The organism is Paraburkholderia panacisoli (assembly GCF_008369935.1).
Taxonomy (GTDB): Bacteria; Pseudomonadota; Gammaproteobacteria; order Burkholderiales; family Burkholderiaceae; genus Paraburkholderia; species Paraburkholderia panacisoli.
In genome coordinates this window covers 205,404-231,387 of record NZ_VTUZ01000002.1, presented here as the reverse complement: position 1 = coordinate 231,387, position 25,984 = coordinate 205,404, and the positions used below count along the sequence as shown (strand labels likewise).

Here is a 25,984-nt window from a genome sequence, read left to right as displayed (position 1 = left end):
CAATCACCCCATCAAGGAGAACAGGAATATCCGCAAACCCCATGCCGTCGCCGGCGATGGTCAGAAAGGTGGTGATTGCCTCCATTCTCGGCAATGCGTTCGAGTGGTTCGACTTCGCCATCTACGGGCTATTTGCGGCGACCATCGCGCGGCTGTATTTCCCGGCCGACAACCCGCTCGCCTCCCTGATGCTGACGCTGGCGACCTTCGGCATCGGGTTTGCCGTGCGTCCGCTCGGAGGCGTGCTGTTGGGCTTGTATGGAGACCGGGTAGGGCGCAAGAAGGCGCTGTCGGTCACGATCGCGTTGATGGCGGTCGGCACCGGCATGATCGGCTTGCTGCCGACATATGCCGCAATCGGCGTCGCTGCTCCGATCCTGATGGTGTTGGCGCGGATGATTCAGGGCATTTCAGCCGGCGGCGAGTTCAGCGGCGCGACCACCATGTTGGTGGAATTCGCGCCGGCTCATCGCCGTGGATTCTTCGGCAGCTTCCAGATGTGTTCGCAGGCGCTCGCGTTTTCGCTGGGGGCGGCGGTGGCGTATCTGCTCACCACGCGGCTTGACGCAGCCCAACTGGAAAGCTGGGGCTGGCGCCTGCCGTTTCTCGTCGGCATCCTGATCGGACCGGTAGGGTGGATCATCCGTTCGAAGGTCGACGAATCGCCGGAGTTTCTCGCTTATCGCCGCACCGCGACCACCTCGACAGAGAAGGCCACGCGCACGCCGCTGCGCGACCTCGTGCGAAAGTATCCGCGCGAGATGATCTCCAGCACCGGCATTTGCGTGGTGGGCACGGTCTCCGCGTACGTATTCGTGTTCTTCCTGCCGATCTTCGCGAAGCAGCGGCTCGGCATCGCGGCGGCGGACGCCAATCTCGCGACCTTTCTCGGCACGGCGGTGATCCTGCTGTGCTGTCCGCTGGCGGGTTATCTGTCCGACCGCTACGGACGCAAGGCGGTGCTGCTGCCGGGCATGCTCGGCTACGGCGTCGCTGCGTGGTTCTTCTTCCACCACTTCATCGCTGCGCCTTCGTTCCAGTCGCTGCTGATGTTGCAAGTGGGCGTCTCGTTCTTCATGAGCTTTATCTGGGCGCCCGTGCCTATCGTATTGACGGAAGTATTTCCGGTGGGCGTGCGCTCGACAGGAGCGGCGCTGACGTACAACCTGGCCGTGCTGCTGTTCGGCGGGCTCGCGCCGTTCATCAACACGTGGCTCGTCAAGGTGACGGGCAGCAATGCCGCGCCGTTGTACTACGTGCTGTTCAGCCTGTTGATCGGCGTGGTGAGCACACTTCTTCTACCTGAACTCGGTGCAGGCAGGCTGCGGACGCGGGTGGCATCGTAGGCGCAATCGCGATGCGTGGGTGAGCGCTGTACACTGCCACGCAGCGCGACGGATGGCGGCCGAACCGGCCGCCCCTCGCGATGACCTACACCCGCAGACCTCGGCTCTTGAGCCGATAGACAAGCTGGGGCCGCGTAATCCCCAACGTGCGCGCCGCAGCCGACAGATTGCCTTGCGCGCGCTGCACGGCGCCTTTGAGCAGAGCGGTTTCAATATCGTCGAGCGAGGTCGGTTCGATATCGCCGCTGATCCCCATCAGCAGACTGTTCACCTTTCTGGCGACGCGCTCGATTTCCGCGTCGGGCGTGGCGGCTGCCTGGTCCAGCAAGGAACCTGTCGGCGTCAACGCGCCGTTGGTGCCAAGGCCGAACATCTCCGCGTCGATCGTTTCGCCGCTTGTGAAAAGATGGCTGATATCGATTGCGCCACCATCCGGCGCGAGAATCACGCCGCGCTCGACGAGGTTTTCCATCTCGCGAATATTGCCGGGCCAGCCGTAGTTCAGCATCGCGTCGATGGCACGCCCGGTAAAGCCGGTTACGTCGCGCTGATGTAGTTCGCGATACTTGTGCAGCATGTGGTTGAGCAGCACCGGCAGATCCTCGCGCCGTTCGCGCAACGAAGGCACGCGGATCGGGAACACGTTCAGACGGAAGTACAAGTCCTCGCGGAAGCGGCCCGCGCGGATTTCGTCCTTCAGGTCCAGGTTGGTTGCCGCGACAACCCGCACGTTGACGCGGCGTGTCTGCGTATCGCCGACTCTTTCGATTTCGCCTTCCTGCAGCGCGCGCAGTAATTTGCCCTGCGCCGTCAGACTGAGAATGCCGATCTCATCCAGAAACAGCGTGCCGCCGTTCGCGCGTTCGAACCGGCCGGGCCGGCTTTGTTTGGCATCGGTGAAGCCGCCCCGTTCAACGCCGAACAATTCCGACTCGACCAGCGCTTCCGGAATCGCTGCACAGTTGACCGCGATGAACGGACCGTTGCTGCACGCGCTGATCCGATGTAGCGTGCGCGCGCATACTTCCTTGCCCACGCCGCTCTCGCCAAGAAACAGGACCGTCGCGCGCGTGCTCGCCACGCGCCGGATCATGTGGCACACCGCATTGAACCCGGGCGACGCGCCGACCATATTGGCGTCGCCGAAAGCCGTCGGCGTTTGCGCGCTCACGTCGCCGAGAACGGCCACGCTCTGCTCGCGTTTGACCGCCCCCGCGGACAGTCCTTGCGTGAACGACTGCGCCTGCATGAACCGCAGGTCGTCCGCCGCTTCTTCACCCCATTCTTCGACCGGCTTGCCGACGATCCTGCATTGCGCTTGCCCCAGCGCGCGGCACTCGACTTCGCGATAAAGAATCGGCCGTCCCATGAAGACACTGGTATAGCCGGACGCATAACCGATCTGCGTCCAGCACACAGGCTCGGCGCCGATACCATAAATGCGGATGTGCTCTTCGTCCTCAGCGCAATTCTTCCAGATGAATTCGCCGTAGTACTCGCCTTTCTCGACATCGATTTCAAGCCGCACCGGTTCGACGAAGGTCATGCCTTCCAGCATGTGCAGTTGCGGACCCACTGCGAACATTTCGGTGATCGTGCTATCGGGGCGGACCTTACGCGCCAGTTCCGCATCGCGCGCGCCGGAGTTGTAGCCCATCCGCGTGAGGAGGCCGCGCGCGGCATCGATGCCCAGACTCTCGATCAGCTCGCGCCGCATCACGCCCACCGAGCCGGTGTGAACCAGCAGCATGCGTTGATCGTCCAGCCAGATGCGCCCGTCGCCCGGCGCGAAATGCAGCCGCGACATGAGGTCCGCGATGTCCGGATATCGAAGGCTGTCCACGCAGCCGCCCTTGGGCGAGACCAGCGACATGCGTTCGCTAGCCGCCGGCTGCGCTTTTTCTCGAGTGACCATCAGGATTCGTCTCCACCACGTTTCTTCAAGTTCCATCGACCGGCATTGCCCATCAGTATGCAACGCTCCGCAACCCGGCGCACCGCGAATCGCGTGCCAGCCGACATCGGGTGTTCCCGGATATCGATTTGATCGGGTCGCTATGACCCGGGCGCGCCTGATTTCGCTCATTTGATCGAGCGTCACGGATTCGATGGTGCGCGGCTGGTTCGTCGCCGGATTGCTGCCAATGATTTTTTGTGTTGATTCGCAAGGGCTTACGCGTGGTGATGCGCTGCATCCGCCGCGCTTGAACGGGTCGTTGGCATAGGGGTTGCATAAAGAGGCGCCAACGCCGCATCGGGACCAAAACGTGAAGCGGCTCACGGCGTGAACCGCGCGGCCGAACCCGATGTGCCGATTAGACCGACAGGAGACAGCAATGCCATTGCATCCGCCCTACATCGAGCCGCCTTTGCGAGCCTTCGACGTCACCCGGCGCTACGTGCGTGTCCGGCAATGTCGCGACGATGGCTTTGTCGAGTTCGACTTCGCCATCGGCGACCCGGGGCTCAGCGTCGAGCTCGTCATGGCGTTTCAGGACTACGACTCTTTTTGCACGGCAAACCATGTGGTCCATCTGAGTCGAGAGGAAGCCGAAGCACTCGACTCCGAACAACTGAAATGGCGCTACGGAAAGCCAGGTCTGTTTGATTGACCGGAATAGAAAACCAAGGAGACACCCCTATGCAAATCGACATCAAAACCTCGGCGGTCCAGCCGATCCGCCAGACCTTCTCTCACGTCGCGCGACGGCTCGGCGCTGACAAGCCCGCTTCGCGATATCAGGAAGCGACGCTGGAATTGCAGCCCGAGGACAACTTTCACTACCGCCCGTTGTGGGAGCCCGAATTCGCGCTCTACGACAAGGGCCGCACCGCGATCAGGATGAACGACTGGTATGCGTTCAAGGACCCTCGGCAGTATTACTACGGTGCGTACACGATCACGCGTGCGCGGCAGCAGGACGCGATGGAGAAGAACATCGAGTTCGTTTCCAAACGACGCCTGCTGAGCGACCTTCCGGACGACGTGAAAGCGCACATCGCCGCGCTGATGGTGCCGCTGCGGCACGTCGAGTGGGCGGCCAATACGAACAACTGCTTCGTGACGGGCTATGGATGGGGCACGGCAATCACGCAAGCCACCATGTTTCACAGCATGGACCGGCTCGGCATTGCGCAATACCTGTCGCGCCTCGGTCTGCTGCTCGACGGCAATCAGGGTACGTCGTTGCTGGAAGGCAAGGAGCGCTGGCTCAACGACCCGATGTGGCAGGGCCTGCGTCGCGTGGTCGAGGACACGATGGTGGTGAAGGACTGGTTCGAGACCTACGTCGCGCAGAACGTCGTGCTGGATGGTCTGCTGTATCCGCTCGTCTATCGCCATATCGATCAGCGTCTGTCGCAACAGTACGGAGCTGGTATCGGCATGCTAAACGAGTTCGCGAGCCTCTGGTTCGACGAGTCGACTCGCTGGGTCGACGCGACGCTCAAGACCGCGGCGTCGGAATCGGCGGACAACGCCACGCTGCTCGTCCAGTGGATCGCGAAGTGGCGTCCCCGAGTGCTCGATGCGCTGCACCCGCTTGCAGCCGCCGCGCTCGGCGAGTCCGAAGCCGAGTCCGCATTGCGCGAGATCGCCGAAGCGTTCGATGCGCGTGTGTCGAAACAGGGCGTGCCGCTCGCAGCCGCTGCGGAGGCGAATCATGGCTGATTCCGTCTTCATTGCGTTTCAGACCAACGACGACTCCAGGCCGATCATCGAAGCGATCGAAGCGGACAACCCCCACGCCGTCGTCAACGCATTTCCGGCGATGGTCAAGATCGACGCCGTTGGCCGCCTGGTGATCCGGCGTGAATCGATCGAAGCGCGCATCGGCCGCGACTTCGATCTGCGTGAACTGCAACTCAACCTGATCTCGCTGGGCGGCAACATCGACGAGACAGACGACGAATTCGTTCTTGAATGGAAAGCCTGAGCGGCGAACGGGAGACATACCATGAGCACCACTAGCACGACGCCGAAAAAACTGAGCATCAAGGAAAACTACGCAATGCTGACGCGGGGCCTCGGATGGGAGACCACCTATCAGCCGATGGACAAGGTCTTTCCGTACGACAGATTCGAAGGCATCAAGGTCCACGACTGGGACAAATGGGAAGATCCGTTCCGTCTCACGATGGATGCCTACTGGAAATATCAGGGCGAGAAAGAACGCAAGCTGTACGCGATCATCGACGCATTCCAGCAGAACAACGGCCAGTTCAACGTCACCGATCCGCGCTACATCAACGCGCTGAAGCTGTTCCTGACCGGCGTGAGTCCGCTCGAGTACGCGGCGCATCGCGGCTTCGCGCTCGCCGGGCGCAACTTTCGCGGGGCCGGCGCGCGGATCGCTTGCCAGATGCAGGCGATCGACGAACTGCGTCACGCGCAAACGCAGGTCCACACGATCAGCCATTACAACAAGTTCTTCAACGGCTTTCACGACTTCAAGCACATGCACGACCGGGTCTGGTATCTGTCGGTGCCGAAGTCGTATTTCGAGGACGCGATGAGCGCCGGGCCGTTCGAATTCGTGACCGCCATTTCGTTCTCGTTTGAGTACGTGCTGACCAACCTGCTGTTTATGCCGTTCATGTCGGGCGCCGCGTTCAACGGCGACATGGCGACCGTGACCTTCGGCTTTTCCGCGCAGTCCGACGAATCGCGTCACATGACACTGGGATTGGAAGTGGTGAAGTTTCTGCTCGAACAGGACCCCGGCAACGTGCCGATCATCCAGAAGTGGGTCGACAAATGGTTCTGGCGCGGCTATCGCCTGCTGACGCTGGTCGCGATGATGATGGACTACATGCTGCCCAAACGGATCATGTCCTGGCAGGAAGCGTGGGAAACCTACTTCGAGAAAAACGGCGGCGCGTTGTTTCACGATCTCGAACGCTACGGCATTCGCATTCCGAAGTATCACGAGGTTGCGTCGAAAGAGAAGGACCGCATTTCGCACGAGGCGTGGGGCATCTTCTACAACTACACGCACGCAGCGGCGATGCACACGTGGATTCCGTCCGATGACGAAATGACCTGGCTGGCCGAAAAGTATCCGGCGACTTTCGACAAACTTTATCGGCCACGTCTCGAGTATTGGCGCGAACAGCAGCAGCAAGGCAAGCGCTTCTACAACAACACGTTGCCGATGCTCTGCCAGATCTGCCAGATACCGATGGCATTCACCGAGCCCGACGATCCGACCAAAATTTGCTATCGCGAAAGCGACTACCTCGGCAACAAGTATCACTTCTGCTCGGACGGCTGCAAGGACATCTTCGACAACGAGCCGGAGAAGTACGTGCAAGCGTGGTTGCCCGTGCACCAGATTTTCCAGGGCAACTGTTTCGAGAAAGACGCCGACCCCACGGCCGCCGACTTCGATCCGCTCGCCGAAGTGCTGCGTTACTACCACATCAACGCGGGCGAAGACGGTCACGAATTCGAGGATTCGCCGGACAGGAGGAACTGGCTGCGCTGGACCGGCAGGCCCAGTCACGCAGGTGAAGAGACGCGCGAAACCGCGCAAGCCGAAAAAACCGCCTGAGCGTGAGAAGCGCACGTCAATCGAATCCCGCAGGAGACAAGTTATGTCAGTTATTGCACTCAATGAAGGCTACAAGGGCGAAGTGAAAGACCGTGAAGAAAACTTTCACGGCAGCCGCCTGCTGTTTATCGGCTGGGAAGATCATCTGATGTTCTGTGCGCCGCACTGCATTCCAGTCGCGCCGGAGATGACCTTCGCCACGCTCGCGAACGAGGTCATTCCAGGGATCTATTCGTCGCATCCCGACTGGGACAAGGTCGACATCGGCGAGATCGAATGGTTTCGCTCCAACGAGCGCTTCACGCCCGAGTTCAACCGGACGCTCGGAGAAAACGGCTTGCAGCACAAGGCGGTGATCCGCTTTCGCACGCCCGGTCTGTCCGGCATCAACAGCTCATGCAGCTGAAGCCACGGCTCATGCAATCACGAATCAAGGAGACGCTGCAATGAGCTATCAGCTAACCATCGAGCCGCTTGGGCACACGATTGAAATCGACGATGACCAGACCATCCTCGACGCTTGTCTTCGAGCCGGCGTGTGGCTGCCGCACGCGTGCTGTCACGGCCTGTGCGCGACCTGCAAGGTGCAGGTCACCGACGGCGAGGTCGAGCACGGCAACGCGTCGCCGTTCGCGCTGATGGACTTCGAGCGCGACGAACGCAAGTGCCTTGCCTGCTGCGCGACGGCGCAATCCGATCTGACGATCGAGGCCGATATCGACGAGGACGTCGATGCGCGTCACTTCCCGGTCAAGGACCACAGCGGCCGCGTGAAGGAGAGCGTCGACCTGACGCCGACGATCAAGGGCATCTTTATCGAACTCGCTGACGAGGGTATCGAGTTTCAGGCCGGTCAGTATGTGAACGTCCATATTCCCGGCGAAGACATGCCGCGCGCGTTTTCGCTCGCCAGCCATCCCGGTTCGTCGAAGCTGATCGAACTGAATGTCCGACGCGTGCCGGGCGGAAAAGGCACCGGCTACCTGCACGAAGGGTTGAAGCCCGGCGACAAGATTCGCTTCAGCGGTCCGTTCGGCCGATTCTTCGTGCGGGCGTCGGACGCGAAGCCCGTGATCCTGATTGCAGGCGGATCGGGGCTTTCGAGCCCCAGGTCGATGCTGCTGGATTTGCTGGAGCAGGGCGATGGGCGGCCGATCACTCTGGTGTATGGCGCGCGCGATCGGGCCGAACTTTACTACCACGAATTTTTCGTCGAGTTGACCGCGCGGCACGCAAACTTCACGTACGTCCCCGCGCTTTCCAGCGAGGCTGAAGATTCGACGTGGGATGGCTTTCGCGGCTTCGTTCACGAAGCCGCGAAAGCTCACTTCGCCAACGACTTCCGCGGCCACAAAGCGTATCTATGCGGGCCGCCGGTGATGATCGAAGCGTCCATCAGAACGCTGATGCAAGGGCAACTGTTCGAGCGCGACATCTATACGGAGAAATTCCTGACCAGTGCGGATGGAGCGCAAGCGTTGGCGAAAAGCCCGCTGTTCAGATCGCTCTGAGCGCTGAACGCTGGCGCCTGGCGCGCAGCGCAATTCGCCGGCACGCGCCTCGCGACTCTCGCGGATGCGGCGCAGCGATGCGCGCGCGACGGCCGGCAACATCGAAATCAAGCCGTGTCCGGGTCGCGACGCACTCACCGGGACGCTGGTGGCAGGTGGCGCGTTGACACTGTGGCAAGGGCAAACGCCACCGCTGTTGTCATCGTTTTCGTTCGACGCGCTGACCGCGGCGCGCGACGCCGCGCCGTCGCTGCCTCGCGGCATGCTGTTCGAACAGGTGCCGGCGGACTGGTTGCGCATCGTGCGCGAACTGGACTGCGTGTCGTTGCACGCGAGCCACCGGTATTTGAGCGAGCCGCTGGTAGCGCAAATCCGTGCCGCGGGGCTGCGCGTGCTGGCCTACACGGTGAACGCTCCGGCGCGTGCGCAACTGCTTGCGCAATGGGGCGTCGATATGATCTGCACGGATCGCCTCGACCTGTTGCCGCACGACATGCTGGCCATGCGTCCATGAAATGCAGCAGTCGATGGAGCCGGCGCAGTGCGCCGAGCGTCGTCGATATGCCAAATGCAGCCGCGCACCCGCCGGGCACGTATGCTCAAGCCCGTCGGGGTTTTCCCGGAGACATCGCTTCAATGAATTCCGGATTCCCCGACGGCGTCCGTCCGGATTTCCGGAATCCCGGACGGCATGCGTATCGCTGATATAAAAACACTACATAAATCAAATACATAGGCGCGTCACTCAGCTGGCATCGACCTTGCGAAATAGATCACGCGGCCGCAACGGTCCAACAACTAAAGCAAGGAGACAACGATGTCCGATTTCCCTTCCCGGTATTTCTAGATTCGTCGTCTTGTCGCGGCCTATTGCCGTGCACGGGCGTAACGAATCTTCGTTCGCGTGATGCGCAGTGTGGCAGGCCTTGAGCTCATCTCCACCCAGCAGGAACCATCGTGAAGAAACCTTTCTATAAAGTGCTGTACGTCCAGGTGATCGTGGCCATCATCATCGGTATTGCACTCGGGCACTACTACCCGAACCTCGCCGTCGACATGAAGCCGCTCGGCGATGGCTTCATCAAGCTGATCAAGATGGTGATCGGGCCGATCATCTTCTGCACGGTGGTCACGGGTATCGCCGGCATGGAAGACATGAAGAAGGTTGGGCGCGTGGGCGGCAAGGCGCTGCTGTACTTCGAAATCGTCTCGACCTTCGCGCTCGTGCTCGGCCTCTTCGCCACGCACGTGCTGCGCCCGGGCGCCGGCTTCAACATCGATCCGGCCACGCTCGACGGTAAGGCAGTCGCCTCGTATGCCGCGAAGGCGCACGGCCAGACCACCGTCGACTTCCTGATGCATCTGATCCCGGACACGCTGTCGTCGGCTTTCGCGCAAGGTGAAATCCTGCAGATCCTGCTGATCGCGCTGCTGTTCGGCGCGGTGCTCGCGACAGCCGGTGAGAAGGGCAAGGTCGTGACGAACTTCATCGAAGGTCTCTCGCACATCCTGTTCGGCATCGTGCGCATCATCACGAAGCTGGCGCCGATCGGCGCGTTCGGCGCGATGGCGTTCACCATCGGCAAGTACGGCATCGGTTCGCTGCTGCCGATGCTCAAGCTGATCGGCACGTTCTATCTGACCTCGATCGTGTTCGTGGTGGTGGTGCTCGGCATCATCGCGCGCCTGGTGGGCTTCAACATCCTGCGCTTCGTTGCGTACATCAAGGAAGAGATGCTGATCGTGCTCGGCACGAGCTCGTCCGAAGCCGCGCTGCCGCAACTGATGCTGAAGCTCGAAAAGCTCGGTTGCTCGCGCTCGGTGGTGGGCCTCGTGGTGCCGACCGGCTATTCGTTCAACCTCGACGGCACCAACATCTACATGACGATGGCCGTGCTGTTCATCGCCCAGGCGACCAACACCGAGCTCACGTGGATGCAGCAGCTCACGCTGCTGGCGGTGACGATGCTGACCTCGAAGGGTGCGAGCGGCGTGACGGGCGCGGGCTTCATCACGCTGGCCGCGACGCTGGCGGTGGTGCCGACCATTCCGCTGTCGGGCATGGTGCTGATTCTCGGCATCGACCGCTTCATGAGCGAATGCCGCGCGCTGACCAACATCGTCGGCAACGGCGTGGCAACGGTGGTGGTGTCGGCATGGGAAAAGGAGCTGGACCGCAACAAGCTGAATGCCGCGTTGCGCGGCGACGTGCCGGTCAAAGAACCGGCCAGCGCCTAAGCCGCGCGCCGGTTCAGACTCCAACCGTAACGGCCGCGGACGCCCGTCATGAAACCGGGTGCTCCGCGCCGATCCACTGCGCCGCCGCTGGCCAGCGAAGCTGGCGCCGCCGGCGCGCCGCCTTATGCCACAATGTCCGATCCCTACCGAACGGACATGACCAACGTGACGCGCCGCCTGCTGATCCTCTTCGCGCTCGTTGCCGGGCTCGCGGCGGCATGCTGGCTGACCTATAGCATCGCGTGGCAAAGCGGGATCGACAACTTGCGGCGCAATGCCGCCGTGCGCGTCGAGCGCACCGCCAGCGCGCTGAAAAGCACGCTCGAACGTTACGAATCGCTGCCGTATCTGCTCGCCGAGCATCCCATCGTGCAGGACGTGCTCGTCGATCCCAGTGCGGTCAACGTCAAGCGCGCCAATCTCTATCTCGAAGACCTCAACCTTCATGCGCGGGCGACGGTCACGTACATCATTCCGCTTGACGGCTATTGCGTCGCCGCCAGCAACTGGCGCGGGCCGGGCAGCTTCATCGGCGCGGGCTATCAGTTCCGGCCATATTTTCTCGATGCGATCGACGGCCGCGTGGGGCGCTTCTTCGGCATCGGCACGATTTCGCAGGCGCCGGGCTATTACATCTCGCAGCCGGTGCGGCGCGACGGCAAGATCGTCGGCGTGGCGGTGGTCAAACTGGATCTCGAATGGTTTCAGGGCGCGGATGCGTCCGAGCCGCTCGTCGTCACCGACGATCACGGTGTGATCTTTCTGTCGTCGGTGCCGGCGTGGAAGTACCACACGATACGGCCGCTCTCCGGGCCGGTCGCCGATTCGATCTACCAGGCACGTCAATACGCGCAGCAGCCGATCCCGCCGCTGCCGGTGACGATCCAGCGCACGCTCGAAGGCAACGCGCAGATCGTGCGCATCGGCGGCGGCCGCCAGGCGCCGCGCTATCTCGCGTCGCGGCGCAGCATGGGCGAGCCGGACTGGCATCTGATCACGATGTCGCCCGTCGATCCAGTCGACGCCGATGCGCGCAAGGCGACCATCGTCACCGGTTTTGGCTATATCTCGATCGTGCTGCTCGCGTTCTACTGGCGCATGCGCCGCGCTCGCGTGCGCGAAGTGATGCGCAGCCGCACGTTGCTGCAAAAGGCCTACGCGGAACTGAACCAGCGCGTCGCCGAGCGCACCGCGGACCTTTCCGAGGCAAACGAACAGTTGAAGAAGGAAGTGGCCGAACGCACGCGCGCAGAGCAGGAATTGCGCGCCGCGCACGACGAGCTGATCCAGGCGAGCAAGCTCGCCGCCCTCGGTCAGATGGCGGCCGGCATCACGCATGAACTGAATCAGCCGCTCGCCGCTTTGCGCGGTTTCTCGGACAACACGCGCGTGCTGCTCGAACGCGGCGACCAGGCGTCGGCGCGCGAGAATCTCGAAGCGATTGCGGCGCTCACGGAGCGGATGGGCAAGATCACCAATCAGTTGAAGCTGTTCGTCGGCCGGGCGCGGCCGCGCAATGCGCGTGCGCCGGTCGTGCGGGCGCTGCGCAACGTCGTCGGATTGCTGCAGAAGCGTTTGCAGGGAGTCGAAGTCGAGTTCACCTTGCTTGATGCGGCGAGCGGCACGCGCACACCGCTCAGTCTCGCCGACGACCATCCCGAGCTGATTGCGAATTGCGACGATCTGCGGCTCGAACAGGTGCTGATCAACTTGCTCGGCAATGCGCTCGACGCGACCGCCGGCATGAGCGCGCCGCGCATCGTGGTGGAAATCGAAGTCGCGGAGGCAAACCTGTCATTCGCGGTGAGCGACAACGGCCCCGGCATTCCCGACGATGTCCTGCCGCGTCTGTTCGAACCGTTCTTCACGACCAAGGAGATGGGCCAGGGCTTGGGCCTTGGCCTTGCAATCTCCTCGTCGATCGCACGCGATTGCGGCGGCACGCTGGTCGCGCGCAACGCGCCGGACGGCGGTGCATTATTCGTGTTGACGCTGCGCCGCGCGCGCGTGCAGACGAACACACCGGCGGACCCGCTGACCACGGGCTCCTGAATCAAGATGGAAAACGCGATGAACGACGGCCTGCAAGTGCTGTATATCGAAGACGACGAACTGGTGCGGCGCGCCAGCGTGCAGAGTCTGCAACTGGCGGGCTTCGAGGTGATCGGCCATGCGTCGGTGGAGGCCGCGGCGAAGATGATCAGCGCGGATTTCTCCGGCGTGATCGTCAGCGACATTCGCCTGCCCGGCGCGAGCGGTCTCGATCTGCTCGCGCAGTGCCACGAGCGCGCACCCGATGTGCCGGTGATCCTCGTCACGGGCCACGGCGATATTTCGATGGCCGTGCAGGCCATGCGCGACGGCGCGTATGACTTCATCGAAAAGCCGTTCGCGTCCGAGCGGCTGATCGAAACCGTCAGGCGCGCGCTGGAGCGCCGCAAGCTGGTGCTGGAAAACCTCGCGTTGCGTCGCGAGTTGGCCGGGCAGGGCACGGTGGCGCCGCGGATCATCGGCCGCAGTCCCGCGATCGAACAGGTGCGCAGGCTGATCGCGAATATCGCGCCGACCGACGCTTCCGTGCTGATCAATGGCGACACCGGCGCGGGCAAGGAGTTGATCGCACGCAGTCTGCACGAGTTGTCGCCGCGGCGTGACAAGCCGTTTATCGCGGTGAACTGCGGCGCGCTGCCGGAGCCGATGTTCGAGTCGGAGATGTTCGGCTACGAGCCGGGCGCTTTCACCGGCGCGGCAAAACGGCGAATCGGCAAGCTCGAACATGCATCGGGCGGCACGCTGTTTCTCGATGAGATCGAGAGCACGCCGCTCGCGTTGCAGGTCAAGTTGCTGCGTGTGTTGCAGGACGGCGTGCTGGAGCGGCTAGGCTCGAACCAGCCGATTCGCGTGAATTGCCGCATAGTCGCCGCGGCCAAAGGCGACATGGCCGAGCATGTCGCGGACGGTTCGTTCCGGCGCGATCTGCTGTACCGGCTGAATGTGGTGACGATCGCGTTGCCGCCGCTGGGCGAGCGTCGCGAGGACATCGTGCCGCTTTTCGAACACTTCCTGCTGGATGCGGCGGTGCGCTATCAGCGGGCCGCGCCGATCCTCACCGATCGCCAGCGCGCGAGCCTGATGCAGCGCGACTGGCCCGGCAACGTGCGGGAACTGCGCAATGCCGCCGATCGCTTCGTGCTCGGCGTCGCCGACGATCCGGTCATGTCTTTCGCCGACGACGGCGCGGCCACGCAGCCGTTGAAGGAGCGCGTCGAGCAATTCGAGCGGGCGATGATCGCGCAAGCGCTGGAGGAGGCGGGGGGCGTGGTCGCGGCGGCGGCGGACAAGCTGCAGCTCGGCAAAGCCACGCTCTACGAGAAGATCAAGCGGTATGGCCTTGCGGCCAAAGGGGAGGGGAGCGCTGAGAAGTGACGGCGCCGGCGGCACGAGGCGATGCCGGCGCGTTTGAATCTGATCGGTTCAGAATGGGCTGGCTGGCGTTACGCCTTCAGCGCTTTTTCCAGCAACTGGTCGAGTTCCGCGAACTGCGGCTCACCGACGTAGCGCTTCAGAATCTTGCCGTCTTTGTCGATCAGGAACGTGGTTGGCGTGAGCTGCACGTTGCCGAACTGCTTGGCGGCCGAGCCGTCGTCCATCGCAACCTTGAACGGCAACTGACGCGTTTGCGTGTAATTGGTCACGTACATCGGCGCGTCGTAATTCATTGCGACCGCGACGAATTCGAGGCCCTGCCCCTTGAAGCGGTTATAGGTCTCGACCATCTGCGGCATCTCTTTCATGCAGGTGTCGCAATTCGTCGCCCAGAAGTTGACGAGGTAGACCTTGCCTTTGAGGTCGGCGGTCGTGAGCTTCTGGCCGGACAGCAGCGTGAAGGTCGCATCGGGCACGCGCTGTTGGCCGGCAAACGCGAAATACCCGGCGACGGCCAGCGCGATGGCCACGGCAGCCGCGATGAGGTAGCGAAGCGGGTTCGCGCGCCGGGCGGCGGAGGGGTTGGAGCTCATGAACAGAACCTCGGGAGTCGCGCGGAGCGCGCGGGACAGTGGGTCGGTTGGGGCGCTAGCCCCGGTGCAGGATGGCGCCGTTATTGTAGCTCCATTCCGCTGGCGCGGCAGGAGCGGAGTCGGCAGCGGATAATAGGGTTTTACGTTCTGGTCAGTCTGATCTTCTGTCCCCATGTTCCGAGTTGCTTGCCGCGTTAGCCGCCGCGTTTGCCATTTTCTGTCCCGAATCCCTTTGTGTTTTGTCCTGGGTAGCCGCTGCCGGCGTGATCCGTCCGCTGAGACGCGGCCGGCCGGTTCTCCAGGCGCTTCTTCGGGACTGCCGCGGGGGCGTGCGGTGCTCGGCACGCTGGCGCTCGGCGTCGCGCTGAGTGCCTGCTCGCCGACTTTCGACTGGCGCACCATCATGAACAACGACAATGGCTACACCGTCGACTTTCCGGCGAAGCCGGGCAACGATCAGCGCGCGGTGCAAATCGACGGCGCGCCGATGCAGATGGCTATGCAGACAGCCGAGGCGGGCAACGCGGTGTTCGCGGTCGGTACGGTGATGCTGCCGGACGACCACGAAGTCACCCAGCGCGCCGCGCTCGATTTTCTGCGCGACGGCCTCGCCCGTAACGTAGGCGCGGCGCCGGATGCGCATGCGGTCCAAATCCCGCTCGCCGCAGGCGGCAAGGTGCCGGGGCTCGAAATGAAGCTGAGCGGCGAAGCAGGCTCGCAGCACGAAATGCGCACCGTCTACGCGCGGCTGGCGGCGCGCGGACGGCATGTCTACCAGGCGGCGATCATCGCTTCCAAGCCGTTGCCGCAGGAACAGGTCGACCAGTTTTTTTCGTCGTTCCAGCTGTATTGAAATCGGCATTTTTGGCCGATTCGGCGCGTGATGGATTGCCGCGGGCAGTGAAAGTTCCTTCGCAGCATCACGCGCTAATTCCCGGTTTACGTTGAAGTTTTCCACTTTCGCGACGCGCCTGTGGATAACTCTGTTGAGAACTCGACGCCATTTGCCGTAGATGCCCATCCCGTGGGCATTCTGTCAGCGGTCGCCCGTGTGCACCGTTTTAAAAAAATCAATCAAATCAAAGGCTTTGGGAGGCGACTTTCGATGCGCCTTTCAGATGTATCAAAATCTATCGGGAGCGCGTACATGTGCATAAGTCAAGTCTTGACAGCATATTTTTCTCTTCATCCCGAGCCAAAAGCCCGGCGATATTGGATCGCTTCCGCGATCTGGGCGGCACCCGGCATCGCTGAACCGGCCAGATCGGCGACGCTGCGCGCGACCTTCAGCACCCGGTAGTAAGCACGCGCCGACCAGCCGAAGCGCTCGCCGGCTTCGCGCAACAGAGATTCACCCGCCGGGTCGGGACGGCAGACTTCGTCCACTTCACGTCCAGCCAGTTCATGATTGGTCTTGCCTTGCCTGAGCAATTGCCGCTCGCGCGCGAGGCAGACCCGCCGCGCGATGGCCGCGCTCGCTTCGCCCGTCGTGGTCGCCCGGGCCGACAACTCAGCCGGCGTGAGCGCCGGAATCTCGAGCTGGATGTCGATCCGGTCGAGCAGCGGGCCGGACAGCTTGCGCAGATAGCGAGCCACAATCTCCGCCGTACAGCGGCAGCGGCCGCCTGGGTCGCCGCGCCATCCGCATGGACAGGGGTTCATCGCGGCGATCAATTGGCAGGCCGCCGGGAAATCCGCCTGCAAGGCGGCGCGCGAGATCGTGATGCGGCCAGCTTCGAGTGGCTCGCGCAGCGTTTCGAGGACCACGCGATCGAATTCGGGCAGCTCGTCCAGAAACAACACGCCCAGGTGCGCAAGCGTGATTTCGCCGGGTTGCGGTGGATTGCGTCCGCCGACCAGGGCCGCCGCGCTCGACGAATGGTGTGGCGCGCGAAACGGCCGCTGCCGCCACTGCGCCGGGCTGAAACCGGCGCGGCTCGCGGACAGCAGGGCGGCGGAGCTGAGCGCTTCGTCGTCGGTCATCGGCGGCAGCAGGCCCGGCAGGCGGGCGGCGAGCATCGACTTGCCCGCGCCGGGCGGCCCGATCAGCAGCACGTGATGCCCGCCGGCCGCAGCCACTTCGAGCGCGCGCCGCGCGGCGCGCTGACCGATCACGTCGGCCATGTCAGGAACGAGGGCGGGCCCGGTATCCGCGAGGTCCGGCGCGGCGACGGGGGCGAGCCGCGCGTCGGGTGTGTCCGTCAGATGTGCGCACAGCGACGGCAGGTCAGCTGCGCCGTAGACATCGACGCCGGGTACGAGCGCCGCTTCCGCCGCGCTGGACGCAGGGAGGTAGAGCTGTGGAATGCGGTCCGGCGGGATGTGGGCCGTTGCCGGCTCGCTGGAAAGCGATGAAAGCGAAGCCGCCGCACTACCGCTCTGGGCAACAGCGCTGCGCGCGGTCCCGCAAGCCATCGCGAACGCGCCGCGCATCGGCCGCAGTGCGCCCGTCAGCGACAGTTCGCCGGCAAACTCTCGATACAGCAAGGATTCAGCGGGAATCTGTCCGCTCGCGGCGAGTATCCCGAGCGCGATCGGCAGATCGAAGCGGCCGGATTCCTTGGGCAAATCCGCGGGAGCGAGATTGACGGTGATGCGCCGGACCGGGAAATCGAAGCCGCAGTTTTGCAGCGCCGCGCGCACGCGCTCGCGGCTTTCGCGCACTTCCAGATCAGGAAGGCCGACGATCGAAAAAGAGGGTAATCCGTTCGCGAGGTGAACCTCGACGGTTACTTCGGGCGCGCGGCCGGAGGCCGGCGCGCGACTGCGCACCACGGCAAGCGACATGTTTTCTCCCGCCGGACGGCGCGCCAAGGGCGCGCGCGAGTCCCCTAAAACGCTGATGACGTCACGGCTCGCTTGCCTGTGATGTGCAGCACGACGCAGCTAGTGCGCTGCGAGCAGCGCGTGATTAGGGCATTTGCGTCGTGACCGGCAGCTTCTGTTCGAGTTCGGCGACGCGGCGCTCCAGTTCTTCGAGGCGCGCGCGGGTGCGCACCAGCACCTGAGTCTGCGTATCGAATTCCTCGCGCGTGACCAGATCGAGTTTCGAAAAGCCCTGCGATAGCATGGCTTTGACGTTGCGTTCGACATCTTTGGCCGGCGAGTTCTTGAACAGCTCGCTCATGCGAGCCTGAAAGTCGTTAAAAACATCGTTCGGTTGTTTCATGGTGTTCCCCTTTGTGCACAAAAGATGTGCATTTCTCGTTACGCCTGTGCTCGGTCGCCCCGCATGGGCAATCTTGGTGCGTGCCGCGTTAAGCGCTGCTGCCGCATGAGCGGCTTTGGTGCGCGCCTCTGCGTCCAAACCCTTCGGACACTCTAGCAACGATCCATACGCCGCGCCACCGCGCGCCGCCATCGTTAGCCATCCGGCCAAGGCCGCTTGTGCCCCTTGCGCGAAGCGCGCGGGGCGCAGTCTGACACAACATGGCATGCGAGTTGCTGTTACTGCCCCGCGCGCACTGTCGGAAGCTTTTCCCCGGCAGTGAAACGAGACCACGCGAACAGGTTATGGGTACGCAAACGGGTTACGCAACTTAGCGAGGGATGTCATGAAACTCATTACCGCAATCATCAAGCCGTTCAAGCTCGATGAGGCGCGCGAAGCCTTGTCGGCCATCGGCGTCTCGGGCATCACGGTGACGGAAGTCAAGGGGTTCGGCCGTCAGAAGGGCCACACGGAGCTGTATCGGGGGGCTGAATACGTGGTCGACTTCTTGCCGAAGGTGAAGATCGAGGCGGCTGTCTCGGACGACATCGTCGACCAGGCGATCGAAGCGCTCGAACGCGCGGCACGCACCGGCAAGATCGGCGACGGCAAGATATTCGTCACGCCGATCGAACAGGTGATCCGGATTCGCACCGGTGAGACCGGCGCGGACGCTCTGTAATACGAAAAGATTGCGACACAAATAGCGACAAGAGGAAACGAAAGATGCGCAAATTATTGATGTCCCTGCTGATGGCCGGTTCGCTGGTCGCGGGCGGTATGGGCGCCGCCCTCGCGGACGACGCTTCCGCTCCTGCCGCGGCCTCGGCTCCTGAGGCGACGGCCAGCGCGCCGGCGCCGGACGCTTCGGCTGCACCCGCCGCTTCGGCGCCGGCCGCTGACGCTTCCGCCGCTGCGGCTGCCAGCGCGCCTGCTGCATCCGAGGCAGCACCGGCAGCCCCGACCGCGCCGTTCTCGGTCGATTCGTCGAAGATCAATTCGGGCGACACCGCCTGGATGCTGACCTCCACCGCGCTCGTGCTGTTCATGACGATCCCCGGTCTGGCGCTGTTCTACGGCGGCATGGTCCGCAAGAAGAGCGTGCTCGCGATCCTGATGCAAAGCTTCGCGATCACCTGCGTCGTGACGATCGTCTGGATCGTGGTGGGCTACAGCATTGCCTTCACACCGGGCGGCTCGTTCATCGGCGGCTTCTCGCGCGTCTTCATGGCGGGCATGAACTACGTCAAGGGCGACAAGGCCACGACGCTGACCGTCAGCCATCTGGCCCCGACGATCCCGGAAACGGTCTACTGCGTCTATCAGATGACGTTCGCGATCATCACCCCGGCGCTGATCACGGGCGCGTTTGCCGACCGTATGAAATTCTCGGCGATGCTGGTGTTCATGACGCTGTGGTCGATCATCGTCTACTCGCCGATCGCGCACATGGTCTGGGAACCGACCGGCTGGCTGGCTTCAGCGGGCATCCTCGACTTCGCGGGCGGCACGGTGGTGCACATCAACGCCGGTATCGCGGCGCTGGTCTGCGCGCTCGTGCTCGGCAAGCGTATCGGCTACGGCAAGGAAGCGATGGCGCCGCACAACCTGACGCTCACGCTGATCGGTGGCGCAATGCTGTGGGTGGGCTGGTTCGGCTTCAACGCGGGTTCGGCGGTGGCGGCTGACGGCCGTGCCGGTTTCGCGATGTTCGCCACGCAAGTGGCAACCGCCGCAGCGGCACTCGCCTGGATGTTCGCCGAGTGGGCGGCCAAGGGTAAGCCGTCGGTGCTCGGCATCGTGTCGGGCGCGGTCGCGGGTCTGGTGGCGATCACGCCGGCTTCGGGCTTCGTCGGTACGCTCGGCGCGCTGGTGATCGGTATCGTGGCCGGCGTGGTCTGCTTCTGGTCGGCAACGTGGCTCAAGCACAAGCTCGGTTACGACGATTCGCTCGACGCGTTCGGCGTGCACTGCATCGGCGGGATCGTGGGTGCGCTGCTGACCGGTGTGTTCGCGGTCAAGGACATCGGCGGCGCGGACGGCAGCGTGATTCTGCAAGCCAAGGGCGTGCTGACGACGCTGATCTACAGTGGCGTCGTGAGCTTCGTCCTGCTGAAGGTCATCGACATGGTGATGGGCATCCGCGTGACGGAAGAACAGGAGCGCGAAGGCCTGGACGTGAGCCTGCATGGCGAGCACGTCGAATAAGGAACGCTCCGCGAGCCCGCGCTCCCGGGCTCGCTGGATCACGGTGTAAGCACAGCGATTTGGCCCGCCTTCATGGCGGGCTTTTTTCTTGTCCGCTCTCTTGCAAGCGGCAGTTTTTCCTGCCTATCATCGCCATAGCGAGAATGCATTCGCGTCCGCTTGCGAATGGAGAAACCGTCCCCAAATGGACAAAGCATTTGCTCTACAATCTTTTTTCTCCAGTCTGCGAGTGATCAATGGTTCCGCACCTAGTTACGGCGTTAAACGGCCCGCTGCTCGATCTCGAGCGGAAGATCCTCGACGCCACACCCGCCATCGAACGCTGGTTCCGGCTCGAATGGCAGGAGCACACGCCGCCGTTCTACTGTTCCGTCGATCTGCGTAACGCTGGTTTCAAGCTCGCGCCGGTCGACACCAATCTGTTCCCCGGCGCATTCAACAACTTGCCGCAGGAAGTATTGCCGCTCGCCGTGCAGGCCGCGATGGCGTCGATCGAGAAGATCTGCCCGGACGCGAAGAACCTGCTGGTGATTCCCGAGCGCCACACGCGCAACGCGTTCTACCTGGAAAACGTCGCGCGTCTGGCCGCGATCATGCGTCAGGCCGGTTTGAACGTGCGTTTCGGTACGCTCGACGAAAGCATCAATGGTCCCGTCACGATCGCGCTGTCGGACGGGCAGAAGCTCGTGCTCGAACCGCTCGAGCGTTCGCAGCGGCGCCTCGGCCTGAAGAATTTCGACCCGTGCTCGATTCTGCTGAACAACGATCTGTCGGGCGGCATTCCGCCTGTGCTCGAAAATCTGCACGAGCAGTACCTGCTGCCGCCGTTGCATGCGGGCTGGGCGGTGCGCCGCAAATCGACGCATTTCTCCTGCTATGACGACGTTGCGAAAAAGTTCGCGAAGATGGTCGAGATCGATCCGTGGATGATCAATCCGTACTTCGCGCACGTCGAAGGCGTTGATTTCCAGGAGCGCACCGGCGAGGAAGCGCTGACCGACGCGATCGACGGCGTCCTCAAGAAGATCGCCAAGAAGTATCGCGAGTACGGCATCTCCGAGAAACCGTATGTCGTCATCAAGTCGGACGCGGGCACCTATGGCATGGGTGTGATGACCGTGCACGACGCATCCGAAGTGGCCGCGCTCACCAAGCGCGAACGCGCGAAGATGGCGGCCACCAAGGACGGCCTCGAAGTGCACGACGTGATCGTGCAGGAAGGCGTGTACACCTTCGAGCGCATCGGTGAAGAAGTCGCGGAACCGGTCGTCTACATGATCGACCGCTATGTGGTGGGCGGTTTTTACCGCGTGCACGGCAGCCGCGAGCGCGACCAGAATCTGAACGCGCCCGGCATGCACTTCGTGCCGCTCGGCTTCGAGCATACGGCGCTGCCCGACGCACACGCCAAGCCCGGCGCGGCGCCGCCGAACCGCTTCTACATGTACGGCGTGGTGGCGCGGCTCGGACTGCTGGCCGCATCGGTCGAACTGGAAAAGACCGATCCGGAAGCGATCCAGGTCTAAGCCACCCGAGGTGGCCGATGGCGGCATGCGTGCCGCCATCGCCATTTTCACCGACTATATTTACGATCAATGCCAAGCCCGTCAGGGCGCACCGGAACCTTCATGGATATTCTTTTCATCGCCGATCCGCTCAAGCAGTTCAAGATCTACAAAGACTCGACCTATTCGATGATGGCGGAAGCGGCGCGCCGCGGCCACGTGGTGTACACGTGCGAGCCGAAGCATCTGGCGTGGACGGGCGGCGACGTCGAAGCGAACGTGCAGCGTGTGGCGATCGTCGGCGACGTGACCGATCTGCATCGCGACGTCTGGTACGCCGCTGACCCCGCGGCGCCGCGCGCGTTGAAAAGCTTCACTGCGGTGGTGATGCGCAAGGACCCGCCGTTCGACATGGAATATGTGACGTCGACGTGGCTGCTCGAATTGGCCGAGCGCGGCGGCGCGCGCATCTTCAACAAGCCGCAGGCGATTCGCGATCATTCGGAAAAGCTGGCGATCGGCGAGTTCGCGCAATTCGTCACGCCCACGCTGGTCACGCGCGACGCGAGCCGTTTGCGCGCGTTCCATGAGCAGCACGGCGACGTGATCCTCAAGCCGCTCGACGGCATGGGCGGCATGGGCGTGTTTCGTGTGAAGGCCGACGGCATGAACCTCGGCTCGATCATCGAAATGTTGAGCCATGACGGCGCGCGTTCGGTGATGGCGCAGAAGTTCATCCCCGAGATCAAGGAGGGCGACAAGCGTATTTTGCTGATCGGCGGCGAAGCCGTGCCGTATTCGCTCGCGCGTATTCCTCAGGGGAATGAAGTGCGCGGCAACCTGGCGGCCGGCGGGTTGGGCGTCGCGCGCCCGCTCACCGAGCATGATCGCAAGATCGCCGACACGCTCGCGCCGGTGCTCGCGGCGCGCGGTCTGTTGCTGGTCGGGCTGGATGCGATCGGCGACTGGCTGACCGAAGTCAACGTGACGAGTCCGACGTGTTTCCGCGAGATCATGGATCAGACCGGCTTCGACGTGGCCGCGATGTTCATCGACGCGCTGGAGCGCGCGGCGGCTTGAAGCGCGGGCCTTGAATGCGCGCCGGGGCGCCCAACCTGAGTAGTAGATCGAGGCAAGTCGCCGCGAGCGCGGCGCCGTATTTGGCGGGAAAATGAGCCTGATACAATGCCCGCTCTTCCGCGCCAAGCCGGATCGATGCCTTGTGACGGGCGTCGGCGGCACGGCTCGCGGAAGGTGAACGAGCAGGGCTTCGGCGGCGCCGGCATCGCGCCACGCGTCGGCAGTCGCTCGTCAAAGGGTGCGTTCCGGCTCTCATGACCCACGGCCGGTCGAGGGCGCTGACGAATCGGGCTTCGTCCCGGTCCACGGTTCGAGGCCGTTCTTTTGTAGTAAGGCTGACATGGCAGGCATTCTGATCATTGCGCACGCTCCATTTGCCACCGCGTTGCGCGATTGTATTTCGCACATCTATGGTGGCTTGCCGGCGCGCATCGGCGTGATCGACGTATCGCCCAATTGCGAACCGACGGAAATGGTCGCGTTCGCTTATTCGGAAATCGAGCGGCTGAAGGAAGAGAACGGCGCGCTCGTGCTCACGGATATGTTCGGCGCGACGCCGGCGAATATCGCGGGCCGACTCGCCACGGTGCCGAATGTGCGCGTGCTATGCGGCGTCAATTTGCCGATGCTGGTGCGCGCGGTGTGTTATCGCGCGACGCCGCTCGACACGCTGGTCGACAAGGCGCTCACCGGCGCGACCAAGGGCGTGCATGCGATCGGACCCGCTACCCCGGCGCCCGTGCCGGCGTCCTGCGACTGCTCGCCGGCGTTGCCACCGGATGCTGCGCCCGGCGACTGTCTGCCCGCATTGCCGGCTGAGGCTGACCTGACCCAGAAGACCGACGCGGCCGGTTTGTAAGCGGACCGCGTCACCCTTCAAACGCGTCGCAAGTGCTTTGCTTGCAGGTTCACCTTTCACAACACATTACCCGCGCTCTGGACATCACATGCTTCAACAGGAAACGACTATTGTGAACAAGCTGGGGCTGCACGCACGTGCGTCGGCCAAGTTGACGCAACTCGCGGGCAACTACCAGGCGGAAATCTGGATGAGCCGCAATGGCCGCCGCATCAATGCCAAAAGCATCATGGGTGTGATGATGCTGGCCGCGGGCATCGGCAGCACGGTGCTGATCGAAACGGAAGGCGCCGACGAAAAAGATGCGATGGACGCATTGTTGAAACTGATTGCCGATAAATTCGGCGAGGGTCAGTGAAGTCGCGCGTGCACGTTGCAATGAGCACCAACGCCGCGGCTGTCCGCGGCGTTTTTTTTAGCGCGCGACAATGGCAGATCACCCCACACTACTCGCGTCGTTGAAACGAAAGCGGCTGAAGGCGGGTTGTCGTATTGATTGCGTTAATTCGTGCTGCGCTGCACACACCCGTGACACTCGCGCGGAGGGCGCGGAATTTATAATGACGACGATAGTCTGAGAGCATTGCAGCGGTTTGCCGCGGCATCACACAACTAGAGGAGGTGCGCGTGTCCTTCACGCTGCATGGAATTCCCGTGTCACGCGGTATCGCCATTGGGCGGGCCTATCTGATCGCACCGGCCGCACTTGACGTAGACCACTATCTGATCGAACCCGCCCAGATCGACGGGGAGGTGGAGCGCTTTCGCGCGGCCCAGCAACACGTGCATCGGGAGCTCCACACGCTGCGCGCCGATCTCGCCGCGGACGCGCCGAGCGAAATGGGCGCGTTCATCGACGTTCATTCAATGATCCTGAACGATGCGATGCTCGTGCAGGAGACCATCGACCTGATCCGCACGCGCCGCTACAACGTGGAGTGGGCGCTGACCGAACAGCTGGAGCGACTGTCGCGCCATTTCGACGATATCGAAGACGAATATCTGCGCGAGCGCAAAGCCGACATCGAGCAAGTGGTGGAGCGCGTGCTGAAGGCGCTCGCGGGGGCGTCGGCTACGCTCGGGCATGGCGTGCACGGCGCATGTGACGAGATGATCGTAGTCGCGCACGACATCGCACCCGCCGACATGATGCAGTTCAAGACGCAGACGTTTCAGGGCTTCGTCACGGATCTCGGCGGCCGCACCTCGCATACGGCGATCGTCGCGCGCAGTCTGGGCATTCCGGCCGCGGTCGGCGTGCAGCATGCGAGCGCGTTGATCCGTCAGGACGACCTGATCATTGTCGACGGCGATCACGGCATCGTAATCGTCGATCCCGCGCCGATCGTGCTCGAGGAATACTCGTACCGTCAAAGCGAAAAAGAACTGGAGCAGCGCAAGCTGCAGCGCCTGAAATTCTCGCCGACGCAAACGCTGTGCGGTACACGCATCGAGTTGTGCGCGAACATCGAGCTGCCGGACGACGCGCGCGCGGCGGTCAACTCGGGGGCGACCGGCGTCGGCCTGTTCCGCACCGAGTTTCTGTTCATGAATCACAAGTACCGCATGCCCGAAGAGGAAGAGCAGTTCGACGCGTACCGTCGGGCGGTCGAGTTGATGAACGGGTTGCCGGTCACGATCCGCACGATCGACGTCGGCGCCGACAAGCCGCTCGATTCGATGGGCGGCGGCGACGGCTACGAGACCGCCGCGAATCCCGCGTTGGGGCTCAGGGCGATTCGCTGGAGCCTGTCGGAGCCGCAGATGTTCCTCACGCAATTGCGCGCGATTCTGCGCGCATCGGCGTTCGGCAAGGTGAAGATTCTGATTCCGATGCTCGCGCATGCGCAGGAAATCGACCAGACGCTCGATCTGATTCGCGAAGCCAAGCGTCAACTGGACGACGCGGGTATTACCTATGATCCGAACGTGCAGGTCGGCGCGATGATCGAGATTCCGGCTGCCGCCATTGCGTTGCCGCTGTTCCTGAAGCGGCTCGATTTCCTGTCGATCGGCACCAACGACCTGATCCAGTACACGCTGGCAATCGATCGCGCGGACAACTCGGTGGCGCATCTGTACGACCCGTTGCACCCGGCGGTGCTGCATCTGATCGCCTTCACGCTGCGCGAGGCGAAGCGCGCGGGCGTGCCGGTGTCGGTGTGCGGTGAGATGGCGGGGGATCCGGCGTTGACGCGTCTGTTGCTCGGCATGGGTCTGACCGAGTTTTCGATGCATCCGAGCCAGTTACTGGAGGTCAAGCAGGAGGTGCTGCGTTCGCATCTGAAGACGCTGGAGAAGCCGGTGGCCGATGTGCTCGCTTCTTTCGAACCGGAAGAGGTGCAGGCCGCGCTCAAGCGAGTCGCGGAGGCCTGAAGGGTCGGCTAGCCGGGCGCGTGTCCCAATGTGAAACGCCGCACTCGTGTGCGGCGTTTTCCGTTCAGCTTTGGTTCAG

At 63.0% G+C, this 25,984-nt stretch carries 22 protein-coding genes and 1 pseudogene; 19 read left to right on the top strand and 4 right to left on the bottom strand.

What is annotated here, in order from left to right; genetic code table 11:
- Window positions 1-41: 41 nt before the first annotated feature.
- Complete coding sequence (locus FVF58_RS03630; protein ID WP_246216917.1) at window positions 42-1,346, top strand: MFS transporter; 1,305 nt, start codon at window positions 42-44, stop codon at window positions 1,344-1,346.
- Window positions 1,347-1,431: 85 nt separating this feature from the next.
- Here FVF58_RS03630 and FVF58_RS03625 read toward each other — a convergent pair whose 3' ends face one another.
- Window positions 1,432-3,261 carry a sigma-54-dependent Fis family transcriptional regulator gene (locus tag FVF58_RS03625; RefSeq protein ID WP_246216916.1) on the bottom strand — a complete coding sequence of 610 codons (1,830 nt, stop codon included), beginning with the start codon at window positions 3,259-3,261 and terminating at the stop codon, window positions 1,432-1,434.
- Between the two features lie 421 nt (window positions 3,262-3,682).
- Here FVF58_RS03625 and FVF58_RS03620 point away from each other — a divergent pair, with 421 nt between their 5' ends.
- The 10 genes and pseudogenes from FVF58_RS03620 (at window position 3,683) to FVF58_RS03575 (ending at window position 14,073) form a co-directional block, all read left to right on the top strand.
- Window positions 3,683-3,958 (top strand): phenol hydroxylase subunit, encoded by a 276-nt coding sequence (locus FVF58_RS03620; protein WP_149668551.1) that lies wholly within the window; start codon window positions 3,683-3,685, stop codon window positions 3,956-3,958.
- Window positions 3,959-3,987: 29 nt separating this feature from the next.
- Window positions 3,988-5,016: an aromatic/alkene monooxygenase hydroxylase subunit beta gene (locus tag FVF58_RS03615; RefSeq protein ID WP_149668550.1), complete on the top strand. Its 1,029-nt coding sequence runs from the start codon at window positions 3,988-3,990 to the stop codon at window positions 5,014-5,016.
- A complete protein-coding gene (locus tag FVF58_RS03610) occupies window positions 5,009-5,281 on the top strand; it encodes an MmoB/DmpM family protein (RefSeq protein ID WP_149668549.1) in 273 nt (90 codons plus the stop codon). The genes FVF58_RS03615 and FVF58_RS03610 overlap by 8 nt, the downstream gene beginning before the upstream one ends.
- A gap of 21 nt (window positions 5,282-5,302) precedes the next feature.
- Window positions 5,303-6,898: an aromatic/alkene/methane monooxygenase hydroxylase/oxygenase subunit alpha gene (locus FVF58_RS03605; RefSeq protein ID WP_149668548.1), complete on the top strand. Its 1,596-nt coding sequence runs from the start codon at window positions 5,303-5,305 to the stop codon at window positions 6,896-6,898.
- A 43-nt stretch (window positions 6,899-6,941) separates the two neighbouring features.
- Window positions 6,942-7,304 carry a phenol hydroxylase subunit P4 gene (locus FVF58_RS03600; RefSeq protein WP_149668547.1) on the top strand — a complete coding sequence of 121 codons (363 nt, stop codon included), beginning with the start codon at window positions 6,942-6,944 and terminating at the stop codon, window positions 7,302-7,304.
- A 40-nt stretch (window positions 7,305-7,344) separates the two neighbouring features.
- Entirely contained in the window at window positions 7,345-8,409 is a 1,065-nt protein-coding gene (locus FVF58_RS03595) for an NADH:ubiquinone reductase (Na(+)-transporting) subunit F (RefSeq protein WP_149668546.1), read from the top strand.
- Window positions 8,410-8,923 (top strand): annotated as a pseudogene (locus FVF58_RS03590) (glycerophosphodiester phosphodiesterase family protein); the annotation flags it as partial.
- Between the two features lie 443 nt (window positions 8,924-9,366).
- Window positions 9,367-10,647, top strand: coding sequence for a dicarboxylate/amino acid:cation symporter (locus tag FVF58_RS03585; protein ID WP_149668545.1), 1,281 nt, complete (start codon window positions 9,367-9,369; stop codon window positions 10,645-10,647).
- 48 nt (window positions 10,648-10,695) lie between these two features.
- Entirely contained in the window at window positions 10,696-12,699 is a 2,004-nt protein-coding gene (locus FVF58_RS03580) for a sensor histidine kinase (RefSeq protein ID WP_149668544.1), read from the top strand.
- An 18-nt stretch (window positions 12,700-12,717) separates the two neighbouring features.
- The gene (locus FVF58_RS03575) at window positions 12,718-14,073 is read left to right on the top strand and encodes a sigma-54-dependent transcriptional regulator (protein WP_149668543.1); all 1,356 of its coding nucleotides are present in this window, start codon (window positions 12,718-12,720) and stop codon (window positions 14,071-14,073) included.
- Window positions 14,074-14,141: 68 nt separating this feature from the next.
- Here FVF58_RS03575 and FVF58_RS03570 read toward each other — a convergent pair whose 3' ends face one another.
- Window positions 14,142-14,666, bottom strand: coding sequence for a TlpA disulfide reductase family protein (locus FVF58_RS03570; RefSeq protein ID WP_149668542.1), 525 nt, complete (start codon window positions 14,664-14,666; stop codon window positions 14,142-14,144).
- 172 nt (window positions 14,667-14,838) lie between these two features.
- On the opposite strand from FVF58_RS03570, the gene FVF58_RS03565 reads away from it, so the two are divergent.
- Window positions 14,839-15,519 (top strand): hypothetical protein, encoded by a 681-nt coding sequence (locus FVF58_RS03565; protein WP_342802397.1) that lies wholly within the window; start codon window positions 14,839-14,841, stop codon window positions 15,517-15,519.
- A gap of 332 nt (window positions 15,520-15,851) precedes the next feature.
- Here FVF58_RS03565 and FVF58_RS03560 read toward each other — a convergent pair whose 3' ends face one another.
- Window positions 15,852-17,453: a YifB family Mg chelatase-like AAA ATPase gene (locus FVF58_RS03560; protein ID WP_149668541.1), complete on the bottom strand. Its 1,602-nt coding sequence runs from the start codon at window positions 17,451-17,453 to the stop codon at window positions 15,852-15,854.
- A gap of 124 nt (window positions 17,454-17,577) precedes the next feature.
- Window positions 17,578-17,835, bottom strand: a complete 258-nt coding sequence (locus FVF58_RS03555) for an accessory factor UbiK family protein (protein ID WP_149668540.1) — start codon at window positions 17,833-17,835, stop codon at window positions 17,578-17,580.
- A 385-nt stretch (window positions 17,836-18,220) separates the two neighbouring features.
- Between FVF58_RS03555 and FVF58_RS03550 the strand changes: the two genes are divergently transcribed.
- The 7 genes from FVF58_RS03550 (at window position 18,221) to ptsP (ending at window position 25,905) form a co-directional block, all read left to right on the top strand.
- Window positions 18,221-18,559, top strand: a complete 339-nt coding sequence (locus tag FVF58_RS03550; protein WP_006048089.1) for a P-II family nitrogen regulator — start codon at window positions 18,221-18,223, stop codon at window positions 18,557-18,559.
- A 44-nt stretch (window positions 18,560-18,603) separates the two neighbouring features.
- Entirely contained in the window at window positions 18,604-20,085 is a 1,482-nt protein-coding gene (locus FVF58_RS03545) for an ammonium transporter (protein WP_149668539.1), read from the top strand.
- 236 nt (window positions 20,086-20,321) lie between these two features.
- Complete coding sequence (gene gshA / locus FVF58_RS03540; RefSeq protein WP_149668538.1) at window positions 20,322-21,611, top strand: glutamate--cysteine ligase; 1,290 nt, start codon at window positions 20,322-20,324, stop codon at window positions 21,609-21,611.
- A gap of 102 nt (window positions 21,612-21,713) precedes the next feature.
- Window positions 21,714-22,670 carry a glutathione synthase gene (gene gshB, locus FVF58_RS03535; RefSeq protein ID WP_149668537.1) on the top strand — a complete coding sequence of 319 codons (957 nt, stop codon included), beginning with the start codon at window positions 21,714-21,716 and terminating at the stop codon, window positions 22,668-22,670.
- Between the two features lie 340 nt (window positions 22,671-23,010).
- Window positions 23,011-23,529, top strand: coding sequence for a PTS sugar transporter subunit IIA (locus FVF58_RS03530; protein WP_149668536.1), 519 nt, complete (start codon window positions 23,011-23,013; stop codon window positions 23,527-23,529).
- A gap of 88 nt (window positions 23,530-23,617) precedes the next feature.
- Window positions 23,618-23,887, top strand: a complete 270-nt coding sequence (locus tag FVF58_RS03525; protein WP_085482323.1) for an HPr family phosphocarrier protein — start codon at window positions 23,618-23,620, stop codon at window positions 23,885-23,887.
- Between the two features lie 269 nt (window positions 23,888-24,156).
- The gene (gene ptsP, locus FVF58_RS03520; RefSeq protein ID WP_149668535.1) at window positions 24,157-25,905 is read left to right on the top strand and encodes a phosphoenolpyruvate--protein phosphotransferase; all 1,749 of its coding nucleotides are present in this window, start codon (window positions 24,157-24,159) and stop codon (window positions 25,903-25,905) included.
- Window positions 25,906-25,984: the final 79 nt, after the last annotated feature.

What these genes read in the sequence shown, in the direction of transcription:
- FVF58_RS03630 (WP_246216917.1), top strand. Translation starts at nt 42, where the DNA reads ATGCCGTCGCCGGCGATGGTCAGAAAGGTGGTGATTGCCTCCATTCTC.
- FVF58_RS03550 (WP_006048089.1), top strand. Translation starts at nt 18,221, where the DNA reads ATGAAACTCATTACCGCAATCATCAAGCCGTTCAAGCTCGATGAGGCG.
- FVF58_RS03555 (WP_149668540.1), bottom strand. Translation starts at nt 17,835, where the DNA reads ATGAAACAACCGAACGATGTTTTTAACGACTTTCAGGCTCGCATGAGC.
- FVF58_RS03580 (WP_149668544.1), top strand. Translation starts at nt 10,696, where the DNA reads ATGAAACCGGGTGCTCCGCGCCGATCCACTGCGCCGCCGCTGGCCAGC.
- FVF58_RS03615 (WP_149668550.1), top strand. Translation starts at nt 3,988, where the DNA reads ATGCAAATCGACATCAAAACCTCGGCGGTCCAGCCGATCCGCCAGACC.
- FVF58_RS03530 (WP_149668536.1), top strand. Translation starts at nt 23,011, where the DNA reads ATGGCAGGCATTCTGATCATTGCGCACGCTCCATTTGCCACCGCGTTG.
- gshB (WP_149668537.1), top strand. Translation starts at nt 21,714, where the DNA reads ATGGATATTCTTTTCATCGCCGATCCGCTCAAGCAGTTCAAGATCTAC.
- FVF58_RS03525 (WP_085482323.1), top strand. Translation starts at nt 23,618, where the DNA reads ATGCTTCAACAGGAAACGACTATTGTGAACAAGCTGGGGCTGCACGCA.
- FVF58_RS03545 (WP_149668539.1), top strand. Translation starts at nt 18,604, where the DNA reads ATGCGCAAATTATTGATGTCCCTGCTGATGGCCGGTTCGCTGGTCGCG.
- FVF58_RS03625 (WP_246216916.1), bottom strand. Translation starts at nt 3,261, where the DNA reads ATGGTCACTCGAGAAAAAGCGCAGCCGGCGGCTAGCGAACGCATGTCG.
- FVF58_RS03595 (WP_149668546.1), top strand. Translation starts at nt 7,345, where the DNA reads ATGAGCTATCAGCTAACCATCGAGCCGCTTGGGCACACGATTGAAATC.
- FVF58_RS03560 (WP_149668541.1), bottom strand. Translation starts at nt 17,453, where the DNA reads ATGTCGCTTGCCGTGGTGCGCAGTCGCGCGCCGGCCTCCGGCCGCGCG.
- FVF58_RS03600 (WP_149668547.1), top strand. Translation starts at nt 6,942, where the DNA reads ATGTCAGTTATTGCACTCAATGAAGGCTACAAGGGCGAAGTGAAAGAC.
- FVF58_RS03575 (WP_149668543.1), top strand. Translation starts at nt 12,718, where the DNA reads ATGAACGACGGCCTGCAAGTGCTGTATATCGAAGACGACGAACTGGTG.
- FVF58_RS03570 (WP_149668542.1), bottom strand. Translation starts at nt 14,666, where the DNA reads ATGAGCTCCAACCCCTCCGCCGCCCGGCGCGCGAACCCGCTTCGCTAC.
- gshA (WP_149668538.1), top strand. Translation starts at nt 20,322, where the DNA reads ATGGTTCCGCACCTAGTTACGGCGTTAAACGGCCCGCTGCTCGATCTC.
- FVF58_RS03610 (WP_149668549.1), top strand. Translation starts at nt 5,009, where the DNA reads ATGGCTGATTCCGTCTTCATTGCGTTTCAGACCAACGACGACTCCAGG.
- FVF58_RS03605 (WP_149668548.1), top strand. Translation starts at nt 5,303, where the DNA reads ATGAGCACCACTAGCACGACGCCGAAAAAACTGAGCATCAAGGAAAAC.
- FVF58_RS03565 (WP_342802397.1), top strand. Translation starts at nt 14,839, where the DNA reads ATGTTCCGAGTTGCTTGCCGCGTTAGCCGCCGCGTTTGCCATTTTCTG.
- FVF58_RS03620 (WP_149668551.1), top strand. Translation starts at nt 3,683, where the DNA reads ATGCCATTGCATCCGCCCTACATCGAGCCGCCTTTGCGAGCCTTCGAC.